Raw genomic sequence first — 15,418 nt, forward strand, 5'->3', positions numbered from 1 at the left:
AAATGTCACGCGAATCAGAATAACTGATTGGCGTGACACTTTATTGCTACTTCCCTTCTTCCAACATCACTACGAACGGAATATCTGCCGGGGCAAAAGTAAACTCCTTGAGTTCATCACTACTGATCCAGCGGTACTCATCATGATCGACCAGTGTAATCTCCCCGCTGACGAAGGCTGCTTGGTAAGCAATAAGCCGGATATGCGTGGAACCGTAGTGATGATCATTAACTCCGAAATACGCGTAAGGAGTAATCTCAATGTTCATCTCCTCAAGCAGCTCCCGCTTCAGGCAATCTTCTGCCGTTTCGCCCACTTCAATCTTGCCGCCGGGGAACTCCCACATGCCCGCTTGAGACTTCCCTTTTCTCCGACGTGCAATTAATATCTGGCCGTGCTCATTCTCAATAATAGCTGCCCCAACAACGATCATGTAGTACACTTCCTTATTTTCCTGCATTTAAACTCTTTTTAGCGAAATATATTTAGTTATAAAAATTAACTTACAGATCTACATAAAAAAGGGGACTCTTATTTTATGAGCCCCTTCATATTATTATACAAGTTGTTCAAACGTAACACCTGCTAAATTAATGCTATAGGAAATTTGTGAGATAGAATCAGGATACTTTCCATTAATAAAAGACTGTTCCGTAATCCTCGGAAAAGCATCATCAACATGGTACTTTCTCTTCTCAAGAAGTGAGTACGTCTCCATCCTAGCCGCGCTGCCTGCTTTTAGCCCGCATTTCTCCAACTCACGCTCAAGAGTGTCCTCCGGATAACCTAATAGCTTTAAATCATTAACTAAAGTTTCTATAGACTCCCCAGCCTCAGATGGCTCAAACCTGCAAAAAATCAAGTAAAGTTCTCTGTCAGGGATTAATCGCAATTGAAACTGACCGGATATTGTAATAGTCTCACCGTATCTAATCAGAGTAGATTTAACTTCAATATCTTGATTCTCATTTTGAACTTCTATATCCCTAGTACCGCCAGATGCTCCTGCCCAATGTACTTTTTTACCTTGTTGTAGTAAATAGCGCACTGCACATAGCTCACCAAGAACAGAATAGGCTTGTTTCATGTATAAGTTGTTACCTAGTAGCTGACTCCATCTCTTCCACCATTTTAGTGGATCAGCTTTCAGTTCCGTTCGTGCCTCTCCTTTAATGCCTGGGTCAAGAAACTGTGAACAGATTGAAGCAAACTCCATACGCAACTCTGTAATGCGGCAAGTCAACAAAAGTGCATTCATTGATTTGTTCTGTAAAGTCATAAATGTTGTACGAAGGTATGCACTTGCAAATCCTTCATTGACTTTTAATTCTGGGTCTACTTCAATAGCTACACCGTACTCATCATTATATTGAATAACCCATGCTTCATAAGCATCAGGCAGGCTAGTAACTTTCAGGGCATTATTTTTCGCATTTTGTGCGAACAGTATCTTTAGTTCGATGTCCAAGCTCATACATTCACCTCAGCTAGCTGATCCTTCTTCGCAAGTAAATTCTTCAGCTCATTAGCTATTGCATTCGAAAGCAATGGAGGAACTGCATTCCCAATTTGCTTAAATGCATCACCCATTGTACATTGAAAAATAAAATCATCAGGAAAAGACTGCAGTCTAGCGGCTTCCCTGACTGATATTCCTCTTGGCTCCCAAGGATGGATATGGCTGTAGGTATCCACAGATAAATGTGCTACTAATGTATGAGACGGCTTATCTAAACTTAGACGCTTCCATTTGTCTTTAAATTTATCCGTGTCATATGGAGGCACATATTTCTTCTTCAGCTCGATATATCTCTCTGGATTAGTATCTTCTGTTACATTTTCTGCGGCACATGCTTGTTCAAGGAACGCTTCAGCAATTTCAATCGCCTGAATATAATTGTCTTCAGGATTCATCTTTTCAAAGATCCGATAATCTCTAAGTGTTTTTCTGTAACCATGGCCTGAAACATATTCAAGCGGCTCTCCGCCCCAGTGACGCATTTTCTGCTGATAGTCATTTGACGGAGGGGAAGCGTACTTTAATAGTATATTAAGTTCATACAGTCGATATCGAGAATCTGCCGTTGGGAATAACCTAGGCAGATCTGACAGTGCCTCTTGAACTGAAATCCAAGGCGGCAGCTGTTTTGAAGATTCCTCTGGGACAATATAATGAGGATATTCCCTAAGTTTTGCAAGCCGGAGCTTATAGGAGTTTGCTCTGCAGTCTGCTGAGTAGTGTGTCTGTGCGGGAAATCTCGGTATAACCCCTTCAGACTTTTTAATAGCAATTACAAAGAGTCTCTCTCTTGTTTGAGGTACTCCATAGTCAGCTGAATTTAGAATACTCCATCGCGCATGGTATCCTTCCTTATCTAAACGCTCGCATACTTCTTCAGGAATATTTTGCTCCCCATAATTAACCGCTTCGGGTACGTTCTCCATGACGATAGCACGAGCATCCACCTCAAGTGCAACTCTTAAGAAATCCATATACAGCATCCCTCTTGAATCACTTAGATGGTCTCTGCCTTTACCTAATGAACGCAGCTTGCCTCTTCCTATCTGGGAGTAAGCCTGACAAGGCGGTCCCCCAATAACGATATACCCATTGGGGGAATCCGCTATAAAATCATTACCGTTGAACTTGGTTATATCTCCCGCAATATGCTGTCCATCTCCATTGATTTTCCAATGAAGATTATAGGAAGCAGTTTTTACGGCAGATGGTGAAAGATCAATCCCATTTCCAATAGAAAACCCAGCAGATTGAAAGCCATAGGCTAATCCGCCACAGCCAGAAAATAAATCAATGACTTGAGGCAAGCTGGAACTTCGAATTGACGATTTCTTTGAATAGGTCTGTAACGTATCCACATTCTTCACCCTCATATAATGCTGGTTCTATTACTGCAAGTCTGGCTGTATTCAGCTTCATTACACGGCGAAAAAGCTGTCCCGATCTAGTCTTGGTTTCATTGTCAAATTGACCATATTGAAGCATAATTTCTCGGCAAAGCTTAATGCGGTATCCGAAATTTCCTGATCGTTCAACTAACTGTACGACTTCATCTGTTGTATTAGTTAAAAGAACTTTTCTAGTAAGCTCTTCTGTTCCCTGCCAAGAAAGATGAATATACCACCATAACACTTTTAACCATATTCGTCTAGGGGATTGATAGAATCTATCATGAGCTTGTGCCCCCCATCTTTTGAAAACAATATCCGGTATAACAGCTACCCCTAAGTAGGCCCAAATTTGATTATCCGAAGCGATTGCTTCTGTCATATCATATTTCTTAAGCACCTGATAAAGCTTTAAGCCAAATGATAGGTCATAAGCATACTCGCGCCCTTTTGGAGTAGAAATCTGCAGCTCAGATTTAACTTCCATTTCTATCTGAAGCAGCTCCTCTCTCAGTTCTAGATAATCAGCTGCAGGAGTTTCATGTACTTCACCGATATCATTCCAACTGCTCACACGATATTGTAAATCTGAACTATTCATCGTCTTCCAGTTCATACTGTGCCTCCCCCGAGCAGTTTATCCAGACCTTTGCGAATGGAACTTGCTAATTCTTCAGGAGAACTAGTATTCCACTCGAAGGTTTGAATGAAGTATTGTACGACCTGGCAAATGCTTCCGCTTGCTATATTTGTCCCGCTTAGAATCGACTGTACATCAATAGTGCGTGTGACATTTTGTATAATAATCTGAAGGGAAGATGCCAGAACCTCTCTCATAAGCGGAGATAGTTTTGTAAGATTATTGCTAAAATCCAAATGCTTATAATCTGGGTGTCTCTCATTCAATAAAATCTTAACATACTGCTCTTCAAATAAATCCAATGTAGGATCATCCCAGTTAATTTCTACACGCCATAACGGGCCATCTTCACTAATAGTTGAAATCGGGAAAAATGAACCCGTGCCCTTAATATGAATTGTAGTTGTATCGAATTCCCCTATGATAAATCCAGCATTATTAGCCAGGTGATTTTCATCAGGCAATAAACTGCCAGGGCTTTTAATATACATAATAGTACTTAACTCAATTTTATCCCGCAATGAACCTCTCAAAAACTCACCGGAAATATTAAATTGGCGTTTAGAAGAGTTAGAATCAAAGCTATCCCCTACAAAGATTCCCCGCTGATTAGATGATTTCGATTTCCATACAATTGCAGTCCCAATTTCCGCATTCAGTCCTGCAACGCCGTTGCTTCCAAACAAATGATCAGTTTTTTGGAGAATGATACTTCTGCTTACAATTAGACTATGGGTCTTTTCATTCCATACCCCACGCTCATCTTGGAGAGCTAATTTAGAACCCGTATGTTCAAAACCTGTAACTGGTTCTGCACTAATTGATCTTCGGATGCCGTATTCATCGTACTCAAATCCATAGTCAATAAACTGAATTGCAGATTTAAGCTTTATTTCCTCTGTTAGGACCGGGTTTAAATTAATGATTGCCTTCATGCTTAATTACCTCCGGTGCGGGAATCAATCTGAATCGCTGCACTTACTTTACGATCACTGGATGAAAGCCAAATTGATCCGCTGTACGTATATGCATTTCCATTATGAACGCTTACAGTACAACATTTTTGAAATCTTGAGCTCTTACTTAATTCGAATCGAATCTGATCAATTTCCTCACATAGATTTGAGTGATCAAGTACAAGCGGTTGATCCATCTCAATTCTCTTATTTTTTGCTCCTGTAATATTATGAATCTCTAACTTTGTCACTTCATATGGAAAGACACTTCCTATACCTTCATCGCTTTCCCATACGTCGGCGTTCATCTCGCCAGACTCAGTCAACACTTTAAGCCTAATATCAAATTCCTTGCAGGTTTTCCCTCCAAATAACTCAAAATCATACTTAATGAGGCCCGCTTCATACTTAGGTGAAGATAATGTCTGAAGCTTTGCTAGGCGGCCAGTTGCACCTGAACCTGAACCTCCTCCGGATCCGCCTTGTTTTTGAATTTTAGCAGACTGTCCGAAACCTTCTGGAGGCATTAGTACTGATGCAAGCATTCTTCCAAGAGCTGTCTCTTTCTTTTCAGTAACCCCAGGCTTTTTATCAGAAAGGGATTGTGAAATTTGCTTACGAACATTTTTCTGAATTCTTTCGATAATTGTTTTTTTCTTTTTATTAGGAGTCCAGTCCCCCCAAGACGTATGATCTGCTTTCTCACAGCCCCTGATATACTCCTCAAGCAAAAACTGTTTCTGGGACTTAGGGTTCTGCTCATTTAACGGATTATTTGAGTTAGCAACAAAGATCCCCAATATATATTCGCCGGCTCCAGTTCTAGAAATTCCATCCGTCCAGTGACCACTATACTCATAACCTACTAACATACCAGGCTTTCGAGTAAAAGTAATAATCGCAGGATTCTGATCCAATCCGGTCTCTTTTCCGAATATTTGAATCCACGGAGAAGGATAATTATGCGGAGGTCCCATCAATAGTTGTTCGGCCGTGACTTTACTAAATGCAACCCAGCCCGCTGTCTGACCCTTTACAAACTCCGATCTTATCTTAATTGGAAGGCAGCCTATTTCCCCTTGCTCCAATTGCGCAAGCGATCCCTCTTTTAATTGAACCGCTTCCTCCTGATCTTCTTTTTGAGTGGACCATATCTCGTTATATAATCTCTGTACCAGCGAGAAAACTGGCAAAAATTGATCTTTGCCAATGCCTTTACCATTTACACTCGCTCTAAGCCAAGCACCGTAAGTATATTCCGAATTCATTAAACGAGGAGCGTACCATCGTTGCAAAGCAACCTCAAGTGCACCTTCATCAGTCTGCGTCCACCACGAATCCATCGCTGAAATGGCCATTTTAGAATTCTCAACTTCCTCATTGTCCAAATCGAATTCAGCACGAAGATCGTCACGAAGAAATGGAATTATGATTGTTGTTCCTGTTTCTGTTCCTGAATAAGGCTGAGCACCTAACTTATAAAGGATATCTTCAATATCAGCTTCACTAATAATTGGCTGAGTTGATTGCCCGTCAATTGAATCCCCCCACCAAGCTATACCTCGATTATTTCTAAAATTAGCGAGAAGCGCTTCAGGCCTGGTCTGATCTTCTACCAAACAAGCAGCGAGACGAGATTGGTAACTTCCATTCTCAAATATCCTTGAGTAGTAAATAACAAGCCCAATTCCTAATCTATAATAAACCGTTTTACCAATTCCCCAGGAACCGCCGGAGCCTTCTTTTTGCTGCGGCATACCAACCTGATAAATTAATTTAATTAAATTTCCATACTGATCAGCATCGCTGATCTTATCATTGAGAGGGCCTGTAAGACCAACCGTATTGCAATCTCTGATTTCCAGCAGACGGTACTCTTGTTCTGAATATAGGCCTTCAATCTGCTCCCCTATGCCATCCAGCAACTGAACTATACTGGAACGATTAAATGTACGAATATTAAAACTTACGTCTACATTTATTGCATCTGGCTTTGCAGCGTCCAAACTATTTTGAACAGCCTCACGAACTAGCAAATCGATTACAGGCATTTCGTTGTTTTGAATAAGTCGTATTAAGGAGCTTCCGCTCTCTGACATTCGTTCAAACTTCGCAATTTCAATCTTCATGGCCATCTCCCGTTTCATAGTCATCATCTGCATCAGAAGGATCAATTTTTACTGTCAGATTTTTAACAATTGAATTGCTCTTAGTTCCTGGAATCCACATACTCATACCGATAATATCGGCCTCTGCATTAAGATCTTTACGCGCAGGCTGTTCACCTGGCACTGTCCTAACATTGGCTTCAGAATCTTTATCAATTCGGTAAATAATAAGTAATGGTGATAGGGCCACACCTGCCTTTTCACGAGTTTCCATTATCACCGAATTTCGAGGTGCTCCAGCCTTCAATACTCTCTGTATTTCTTCATCCTGGATAACCTGCTTATCGAAATCTTCGAACAAGTCGTTCGGAGCACGCAAAACACCAATATTTATGGAGTCACTTTCTGTGCTCTGAACCTTTTGAGAACGGCCGATTTTATTAATCCGTCCTCCAGGAAGCTCCCAAAGTTTATCGTTCTGTTCAGACTTTGTTCCAGATACAATTATATTCCAATTACTAAAACCGGTTTTTTCCGATGCAGCTTCATACCAGTTACAGAACGCCTCTATCTGATTAAACACTGACGCTCTCTCATGGAATTTGAACCTGTTATACAAGAGACCGTTTTTTATTAAGTCAAAAGAAACATCTTTCCAGACCAATGAGCGCTTAGAGTGAGATATTTGTCCTGTACCAAGGGATTGTAAAAACAACTCGACTATCTTGATATTATGATTAAGTTCATTAAAGTTATTTTTAAATACAACGGTTTGTGCATTTGTTCCTGAATAATCAAGGTCCGCTGCCATCGCTTGCTTCATTCGATTCGCAGCCGTAATTTTAAGTTTAATACCCTTAGGAAATGCCCTTACCTTAGGTCCAAATTCACTTGGATCTTTACCTGCATGCATGAAGCTCTTAAGGTCTTCTCGAAGTTCGTATTCCAATTCAGCCAACTCTTTAAACTTGGTCTGAGTCTCGTTAGTCATCCATATTCTTGGATATAACTCATATCCTTTACGGAATCCAAACCATCTTCCCATCTGCATTAATGTATCAGCCTGAGTTGAGGTGCGAAGAAAGAACGTGCTGACTAATCCCTCAATTGTCAGACCTCGAGACAAAGTATTGCCGCCGACCACAATAAACGCCGGAGCTGGAGAAGGATAATCTGGCTTTGTGGAGTCAGGATAAGCCAATCGAATAAAAGCATTTTCGTCCGAATTGTTCTTTGAGCAGTTGTCAATACACAGATGGATGCCTTCGTGATATGTCAAAACATCATCATTATCCATCAGAATATTATCAACCTTGGAAATCAGTTTAGCGATTTCATTTTCCAGCTCGCTGAAGTCAGGATAGTTGCGGATTTTATCCATTGTTGGATAGGAACTAAACTGCTTCTTAAACTTCTCCAGGCCAAACTGCTTTGTTTCTATATCCCATACTTTTCTGCATATTGTGATTATGCTTTTCTTTGGAAGCGCCAGCCATTGCTGAATGGCATCTGCTACATTATCATGATGGTTCTGTTTCTGGCTTGTATGTACTAGGAAGCTGATCGACTTCTTATACCCTTGTACACGCATCGCTGCAACTGAACACAAGAACCAAGCTAAACTATCAGTCATGCACTGCGGCATCCCCAAAGATTCACCAGCATGCAAAGACTTAATTGCACTGAGATCATCTTTTTTCACTTCTCTCAGGATATCCAATCCATCGCAATCTTCCGTACCATTTATTCCAAATATTTGCTTTGGACCAAAGTACTCCTTTGACGGTTGAAGTGTACGGATAAAGTGCCTTGGATATAATGACTCCCTGGACGATTCATTAAGGAAGTTGGCGTACGGCGTTGCAGTATAACCTATGTAATTCATTACATTTGGAGCAGCATCAAACTTCACACTATTGGTTTTATTGCCTTCAACCAAATTAACAATTAATTTATTAATTTTGGTACGTTCCTTGCTATCAAAGTTCGCAGTATTTATACCGCCTTGATCAGCCTCATCATCAATAATAATAATTTTCATTTGCTGCAGTTTATTTTTATCTTCCTGCATCCATTTAATAAGATCTTCCAAACGTTTCGCGTTTTTCAAACAAACAGTAAAATATCGCCGCTGGCTTCCCTTCTCAAAGCTTAACTGAGGTGTTCGCTGTCCATAATGAGATTTCAGCGACGGATGATCGATTGGGTTCCAGAAAAGATTTCCAGGATGATTTAAGTCATGAAGAAGACGTTGCTCCGTCTGACGGCGCAGATTGTCTATGGTTCCGGACAGTACGATAAACATATTCCATCCCCAGTCAGCCGCCATAGCCATAACTGCAGCCATGTTGGCTGTTTTACCTGACTGGACATGTCCTACCACCATTCCTTTAGTAGGCTGTCTGTCTGGAATATCTTTATTTAACTTTTTCAAAACTTGGTAGGTTGCTGATTCAACCTCATCAATTGAATCCTGAGCCCAGCCGCCGTTTTTAAGATGCCTTCTATAAGCTACCCATGCAGAATTAGCATCCAAAGGGACTTGGATATTATTCTCAACATCTTTAGTAGCTACCATTGCCTTATCATCTTCCAAAGATATAGTGAGTCTGTTATTTTCCAACTTTTCTTCTTCTTGAACAAGAGCTGTCCAAGATTCAACATTCAATCCTCTTGGCCAAAAGTCTTGAACAATTCGACGTTCTAATTCTATCTGTAACATTTCCAAGCTTAATTGATTGGCGAGTTTAACCGCTTCCCAGCTGAGGTCATTATTTCTTGCATCTCGTATCCAGGTACGTAACTTATCGTAATTAAATTCGTGTATGTCGGACATAAGATTCCCCTTTAATTTTAACTAAAGAATATCATTCAACTACTAAGACAATAGTACTACAACGATATGCCCATCGGAATGGGAAAAATAGAATAATTTAAAAACTTTTACTGTATTTCTTCTCTCTTAAGAGGTTTTATACTATCTTTTACAATTGTAAATAACAATTATGACAACACTCTGTCAGCAAACATTTGTTCCTCATTTTAATGTTCAATACTTTTGATTGCTATAACCACTACAACTTACTGGAAATTAAAAAAAGATGACTCCTGTTCAATACGGAAATCATCTTTTATGAGTCGCCTAATTCATTTTTCGAAATGTCCTTGACATAGGGACCAGTTAAATAAATTGCAACGACTTTTTTATACTAGAGCCTCTTCATTTTCATAAACTACAAGTTCTTGGAGTTCTTTATCAAGAGGTGTTTCCGGTTCTATACCAAGTGACTTTAACAATGATTCCGCAATCGCTCTAGCCATCAACGGCGGGACAGCATTTCCAACTTGCTGGTATTGCTGGTCTTTCGTTCCGCAGAAAATATGTTTATCTTTAAAAGATTGTAACCGTGCAGCTTCACGCACACTTAGGGAAACAGCATTTTCAGGATGATTCCACATCGATTTCCTAATATTCACAACTGTCGGCGAATGATCATCATAGTTCAATCTTAAATAAATAGTCGTTTGCGTTCGGCTTGCATCCGTATAAGTATCTTTCATCTCATCCGACAGACTATGAAAATTTTTCCCTCCACTTTCCCGGATTTCTTCAAATCTTTTTAAGCTTAAGCTGTTACTGGCGGTATTAATATGATTGTGTAGTTTTTCGCTACCTTTTCTAAAATACTTTTGTAATGGATTATCTATTGGAAAATCAGGATAATCTAAGGCTTTGTATTTCTTCATATCTGCTTCAGGTGGAACACTAGCTAAATCAGATATTGCATCTCGTGTATAAAATAATCGTTTCAATTTTCTTATCGGCAATTCGGGTTTATATCGAGCCTTATATGTGCCAATCATAATAAACCTGCTTCTCTTCTGAGGTACCCCAAAGTCCGATGCCGTTATAGGCCCGGAGTCTATGTCATAATCAAAATACTCGAATACACATCGAAGATATTCCACTACATTATATGATTTTACACTAGCGTATACTTTTAAAGGGGATTTCATATCTACCTTTAATGTATTAACGATACCCTCATCTTTAAGTTCGCGCAAATGTATCAGTAAGGTATTTATATCAATCAGTGGTCCAATGGTGTTTTTGGCATTTTGTAAATCTAATTCACCGTCAATTAGTTTTTGCAAACTAGGCAATGCCTGTATAATGACTGGAGCTATGCCTAAATCGTCATTATTTATGAGCATTTGATCAATTTGTCCAGCAAGATGGTTAACTAACTCTTTAATCTCCGCAACACTCTTTGGTGATTTTGATTTTGATTTCGCTCTTGATTTCTGAATGTATTCTTTCTCAATCACCCGTAATCGAGAGACTAATCTCTCATCATCTATGATCGGAGTATCATATTTTTTTTGAACAATATACTTAATTGCAGTTTGCAATGAATTAAATTCAGAATCAAGTAATGTAATAAGATCATCTTTCCATATTGGCTTATCAATAGAATATTTACTATTCATTGCTGTAATTTCTCTTAAATGATTTTCAGAGCTGTAGTCCTTATCCTTTTTGTGTTGCGTCACAAAAAATTTATGCTTTACTGATTCAATAGCCTTCACATTTTCCATTAGAAAAGCTTTCGGGCGCATCTCGTCGATGGCTCTTACGAATTCCTTAACCAGCTGATTATTTCCCGAAATTAAATAGTTTTTCTGCCTGTTCGCATTAGAAAAACCTTGGCAAGGCGGCCCGCCTATAACTACGAGTTTGGAGCTATCAACTCTTTTATTATCGATGAACTCTTTAAATTTTATCTCTGTAATATTACTTTGAATTGATCCTTCTGCTTTGATAATAATATTTGGATTGTTCCCATGATTCTTAATGTAAGTTTCTGCGGCGGCAGGGTTCAGCTCAACTGCGCCAATGACTTCGAAACGTCCTGTTTGTTCGAACCCCGAACTTAATCCTCCAGCTCCTGAAAACAAATCTATAATTTTAAGTTTATCCATCTCGCCACCCCTTGAAATAGAACGTGTGTTCCTATAAATTAATTATATCATCTATTAGCAGCATAATCTATTTGCATCTCTTTTTCAAAAGAAATATTTGCAACATGAGTCCTCTTGTATCAACAACTAAAATTCAGGAAATAATATTATGCATATTAAACGAGGCGGTTTAAAAATGTCCGACAATTTATCAAGTGAACACCGGAAAAAGAATATGCGTGCAATTCGATCTGTCTCACGATTAGAAACAAGGGTCTCAAAGAAACTTTGGGCTTGTGGAATCCGATTTCGTAGAAATGTCGCAAGTTTATTTGGGAAGCCTGATTTTGCTATAAAAAAGTACAAAATTGTAATCTTTATAGATTCATGTTTTTGGCACTCATGTAATCAACATGCTAATATTCCAAAAACAAATAGTGAATATTGGATTGCAAAACTAGAACGTAATCGAAAAAGGGATATCCAAGTGACCGAATATTATAGATCAAAAGATTGGAACATTCTACGCATTTGGGAGCATGACTTAAAAAAAGAAAGCTTTGACCGAACTATTAATAAAATAATCAACTTTATAGAAGATATAAAATGTGTTAAGAGTCAGCAGTCTACTCAAAACACGATTTAATAGGTAGTTTGGCTATCCCTTATATAAGACAAATAAAAATTCCAAGCTGACACCGGCGTAGTACCGTTGGTCAGCTTGTTTAGTAGGGAGCATATGTTTTTTGCAAAGAGAAGTTACCCTTTATACTTCAACTGCCCACAATATAGAGCTGATTAGGCTAAATCTTCAATCTATACATTCATTTATTGCTGCCAGCATGGGTATTCATTTACGCCAGTCACATAAATGGATGCCATCCTTTGCAGTTACATGTTAGTTTTTAGAAGGTCTGACTTCAAATTCAATGGACTGTCTATAGAATATAAAAAAACGTCTCAAATGACATTCTCTAATTAATTAGGTTTTACTAACAATAGTAATATATAAACTAATACAGCTTTTTTGATTGTATGGTTTATTACACTAATATACGATGATTCCACCTCACACCCGCTTCGGCAACAACTTCGAATACTTCCTTCTTAACCGATGCAACTCCTCGCTCCCGGCAAGCGCAGCTTGCTCCTGCTCTTTCCCCACCGCAACGATCAGCGCCTCAATGACCGCGATTGGCGCGACCATTGAGTGGAACTCCCAGAGCTGACCGCGGGCGGTGAAGAGGGAGATGCCGGCTTTGGCGAGCATGGGGCTGACGGCGAGGTCGGTGATGAGCAGCGTGCGGCAGCCGCGTTCGCTGGCGAAGTCGAGCAGGACGGCCATCTCCGGGGATTCGGAGACGAAGCCGAAGATGACGATGACGTCCTGCGGCTTGATCGGCACCATGCTCTCGAAGAGCTCATGGCCGCCGCGATCCAAGCGGCGAACGTCAGCGCCGAAGCGCGACAGGCGGAAGTCCATTAATGCGGTTAAGCATTCGGCGGAGCCGGGTCCGTAGATATGGACGGTGCCCGCTTCCGCCAGCATCTCCACTGCCGCATCGAACGATTCTTGATCGAGGCGATCGGCCGACTGCTGAAGGTAGTCCGCAGATCCCAGCACGCTCACGCTTGCGCCGCTGTCGCCGCCTACTTTATCAAAAGCAGACTGCAGCTTGCGCGCAGGAGAAAGCAGCGCCTCGTCCTTGACGCGCTGCTTGAATTCTTTCAGGTTCTTCGAGCCTACCTCCGCCCAGAAGCGCGAGACGGTGGAGATGCTTACTCCGCATGCCGCCGCGATAGTCTCCTCTACCATGAACGGAATATCGTCCATGTTCTTGCTGATATAATCCGCGATCCGCTGATGGCCGCGCGTCAGCTTGGCCTCATCAAATAACATCATAGCCACTGCTTTCTCCCCCGTTCCCACGCCGACTTAAACGACGACTTCAACTTTCTTCTTCAGCAGCTTCTTCACGTAATTTGCCGCGCGCACTTGCAGATTGAGACTAGGCGAGATGACGCGCTTGTACGCTCTGGAACGAATAGCTGCCTTCAGCTCGGCTACGGTCTCGAAGTCCCCCGCGAACTCGTTATATACGCAGCCCACCTGGAACATCTGATGCGCATCGCTTCCCGCAATAACCGGTACGCCAAGCTCTTCGCCCAGTGTCAGAACCTTCGCGATATTTTCCTGGATGCCGATTTCATGCAGGTCTTTGCCGTTCAGGTCGAACGCATCGAACCGCTTCAGCAGCTCTTTGTCGATATGGTAGAGATGGTTCGACTCGCGGAACGGATGTCCGCCGATCACCATCAGGCCGCGCGGGTGGCACAACTCGAACAATTGCTCCAGCCCGATAAAACGGTCCGCTGTCAAATGTTGCTCCTTCAGCACCGCGTGTACTTCGAGCAGCTTATCCTTCGGACCGCTGACGAGGATATGGCCGCCTTCGGCTACATCAACCTCCATGCCCGTGAACAGCTTGAAGCCGTCGACATTGTAGTAGTGATTGTTGCAAGGGTACAGCTGGTCGAGCGTACCGTATACGTCCTCGAAGCGGTGCGTGTTGAAATGCTCGGTCAGCGTAATGGCATCGAGTCCCTGAGCTTTTGCTTCATTAATAATGCTATTGAAATGCTCGATCTCGAAGTTGGTTTTCTTCGAAAGCTTAACGTGTATATGAAAGTCGATCTTCATGCGCGGATTCCCCCGGTTCATTGTTGTGTCTTGCATATGTCAATTCCAATCGGATACCTGTGTTCTTCTCATAAGCATTCATCTGATCCTCGCGCAGCACGGCGAACAAGGTCGCTCCCGGCTCGTATTCGGATTCCCCGATGACGCGGGCCATTAGCTGCTGCCCGCCTGCATCAAGCTGGACATAGGTCTCCGCACCACTTGGGAAAACAGCCGTAACGCTTACGGCCACGCTCCCCAGCCGCGCACTCTCGTACAGCCGGATATCTTCCGGCCTTACGGTGAGCACGACCTCCGTTCCATCCTCCAGCTCGTCACCCGCAGCAAGAGGCAGAAGAGCAACCGGCGTGTCGAGCCATACCAGACCTTCCCCATCTGTACGGACTACCACCTCTAATCGGTTCAGCTGCATGCCTGTATTTCCGATAAACTCCGATATCTGCAGCGTTTTCGGATGTTTATACAATTCACGCGGCTTATCTAATTGCACAATCTGTCCTCCGAAAAAGACCGCAACCTGCGTCGACAGCGTCATCGCTTCATGCTGGTCATGGGTGACGTAGATGACGGTTGTGTTCAGCTCCTGATGGAGCCGCTTCAGCTCGGCGCGCATCTCGACGCGCAGCTTGGCATCGAGGTTGGACAGCGGCTCATCCAGCAGCAAAATATCTGGCTCGGTGACAATCGCCCGGGCGATCGCAACGCGCTGCTGCTGGCCGCCGGACAGCTCGCTTGGATAACGAGCGGCCAGCTCGCCGATTCGCATTTTGTCCAGAGCGGCACTTACCTTCTCCCTGATCTCTGCCTTCCCCAGCTTGCGAACCTGCAAGCCAAACGCGACGTTATCGAATACGGTCATATGCGGCCATAAGGCATAGCTTTGGAAAACAAGGCTTAACCTTCGCTTAGACGGCTCCATATGGAACGACGTCTCTCCGTTCGCCACTTCGCGTCCGCTGATCGTAATTGTCCCGGCTTCCGCCTGCTGGAGTCCGGCGATGGTGCGGAGCAGCGTTGTTTTGCCGCAGCCGGATGGGCCGAGGAAGGTCATGAAGTCTCCCTGCTTAATGGTGAGATCAATATCGTTAAGAACCTGCTTCCCATCCAGCGATACGCGGATGCCCTGCAGTTCAATTGCATGCAT

12 protein-coding genes are annotated in these 15,418 nt (G+C 42.2%); 1 reads left to right on the forward strand and 11 read right to left on the reverse strand.

Going from position 1 to position 15,418, the window contains the following annotated elements:
• Positions 1-46: 46 nt before the first annotated feature.
• The 8 genes from mutT to BM200_RS20765 form a co-directional block, all read right to left on the reverse strand.
• On the reverse strand, positions 47-460 hold the full coding sequence (gene mutT, locus BM200_RS20730) for an 8-oxo-dGTP diphosphatase MutT (protein WP_342716441.1): 414 nt from the start codon (positions 458-460) through the stop codon (positions 47-49).
• Positions 461-556: 96 nt separating this feature from the next.
• A complete protein-coding gene (locus BM200_RS20735) occupies positions 557-1,468 on the reverse strand; it encodes a PD-(D/E)XK motif protein (RefSeq protein WP_175532946.1) in 912 nt (303 codons plus the stop codon).
• Between the two features lie 2 nt (positions 1,469-1,470).
• Positions 1,471-2,877, reverse strand: a complete 1,407-nt coding sequence (locus tag BM200_RS20740) for a DNA cytosine methyltransferase (RefSeq protein ID WP_245773101.1) — start codon at positions 2,875-2,877, stop codon at positions 1,471-1,473.
• On the reverse strand, positions 2,810-3,523 hold the full coding sequence (locus BM200_RS20745; RefSeq protein WP_091188547.1) for a DUF6339 family protein: 714 nt from the start codon (positions 3,521-3,523) through the stop codon (positions 2,810-2,812). The genes BM200_RS20740 and BM200_RS20745 overlap by 68 nt, the downstream gene beginning before the upstream one ends.
• Positions 3,520-4,482 carry a hypothetical protein gene (locus BM200_RS20750; protein ID WP_091188548.1) on the reverse strand — a complete coding sequence of 321 codons (963 nt, stop codon included), beginning with the start codon at positions 4,480-4,482 and terminating at the stop codon, positions 3,520-3,522. The genes BM200_RS20745 and BM200_RS20750 overlap by 4 nt, the downstream gene beginning before the upstream one ends.
• A 2-nt stretch (positions 4,483-4,484) precedes the next feature.
• Positions 4,485-6,632 carry a hypothetical protein gene (locus BM200_RS20755; RefSeq protein WP_091188549.1) on the reverse strand — a complete coding sequence of 716 codons (2,148 nt, stop codon included), beginning with the start codon at positions 6,630-6,632 and terminating at the stop codon, positions 4,485-4,487.
• Positions 6,622-9,447, reverse strand: a complete 2,826-nt coding sequence (locus BM200_RS20760; RefSeq protein WP_091188550.1) for a Z1 domain-containing protein — start codon at positions 9,445-9,447, stop codon at positions 6,622-6,624. Before BM200_RS20760 ends, BM200_RS20755 begins: the two co-directional genes overlap by 11 nt.
• 368 nt (positions 9,448-9,815) lie before the next feature.
• The gene (locus BM200_RS20765; protein ID WP_091188551.1) at positions 9,816-11,594 is read right to left on the reverse strand and encodes a DNA cytosine methyltransferase; all 1,779 of its coding nucleotides are present in this window, start codon (positions 11,592-11,594) and stop codon (positions 9,816-9,818) included.
• 175 nt (positions 11,595-11,769) lie between these two features.
• On the opposite strand from BM200_RS20765, the gene BM200_RS20770 reads away from it, so the two are divergent.
• Complete coding sequence (locus tag BM200_RS20770) at positions 11,770-12,219, forward strand: very short patch repair endonuclease (protein WP_091188680.1); 450 nt, start codon at positions 11,770-11,772, stop codon at positions 12,217-12,219.
• A 423-nt stretch (positions 12,220-12,642) separates the two neighbouring features.
• Here the strand turns inward: BM200_RS20770 and BM200_RS20775 are convergent, their stop codons facing one another.
• Genes BM200_RS20775 through BM200_RS20785 form a run of 3 tightly spaced genes read right to left on the reverse strand, consistent with a single transcriptional unit; the run spans position 12,643 to position 15,418 of the window.
• Positions 12,643-13,476: a MurR/RpiR family transcriptional regulator gene (locus tag BM200_RS20775; RefSeq protein WP_091188552.1), complete on the reverse strand. Its 834-nt coding sequence runs from the start codon at positions 13,474-13,476 to the stop codon at positions 12,643-12,645.
• Between the two features lie 33 nt (positions 13,477-13,509).
• Positions 13,510-14,274 (reverse strand): PHP-associated domain-containing protein, encoded by a 765-nt coding sequence (locus tag BM200_RS20780; protein ID WP_091188553.1) that lies wholly within the window; start codon positions 14,272-14,274, stop codon positions 13,510-13,512.
• Complete coding sequence (locus tag BM200_RS20785; RefSeq protein ID WP_091188554.1) at positions 14,246-15,418, reverse strand: ABC transporter ATP-binding protein; 1,173 nt, start codon at positions 15,416-15,418, stop codon at positions 14,246-14,248. Before BM200_RS20785 ends, BM200_RS20780 begins: the two co-directional genes overlap by 29 nt.

The organism is Paenibacillus catalpae, from assembly GCF_900112695.1.
Taxonomy (GTDB): domain Bacteria; phylum Bacillota; class Bacilli; order Paenibacillales; family Paenibacillaceae; genus Pristimantibacillus; species Pristimantibacillus catalpae.

Bases quoted from the DNA above. Each gene is read 5' to 3' on its own strand.
- BM200_RS20770 (WP_091188680.1), top strand. From the start codon at position 11,770: ATGTCCGACAATTTATCAAGTGAACACCGGAAAAAGAATATGCGTGCA.
- mutT (WP_342716441.1), bottom strand. From the start codon at position 460: ATGCAGGAAAATAAGGAAGTGTACTACATGATCGTTGTTGGGGCAGCT.
- BM200_RS20745 (WP_091188547.1), bottom strand. From the start codon at position 3,523: ATGAACTGGAAGACGATGAATAGTTCAGATTTACAATATCGTGTGAGC.
- BM200_RS20780 (WP_091188553.1), bottom strand. From the start codon at position 14,274: ATGAAGATCGACTTTCATATACACGTTAAGCTTTCGAAGAAAACCAAC.
- BM200_RS20785 (WP_091188554.1), bottom strand. From the start codon at position 15,418: ATGCATGCAATTGAACTGCAGGGCATCCGCGTATCGCTGGATGGGAAG.
- BM200_RS20760 (WP_091188550.1), bottom strand. From the start codon at position 9,447: ATGTCCGACATACACGAATTTAATTACGATAAGTTACGTACCTGGATA.
- BM200_RS20755 (WP_091188549.1), bottom strand. From the start codon at position 6,632: ATGAAGATTGAAATTGCGAAGTTTGAACGAATGTCAGAGAGCGGAAGC.
- BM200_RS20750 (WP_091188548.1), bottom strand. From the start codon at position 4,482: ATGAAGGCAATCATTAATTTAAACCCGGTCCTAACAGAGGAAATAAAG.
- BM200_RS20775 (WP_091188552.1), bottom strand. From the start codon at position 13,476: ATGATGTTATTTGATGAGGCCAAGCTGACGCGCGGCCATCAGCGGATC.
- BM200_RS20765 (WP_091188551.1), bottom strand. From the start codon at position 11,594: ATGGATAAACTTAAAATTATAGATTTGTTTTCAGGAGCTGGAGGATTA.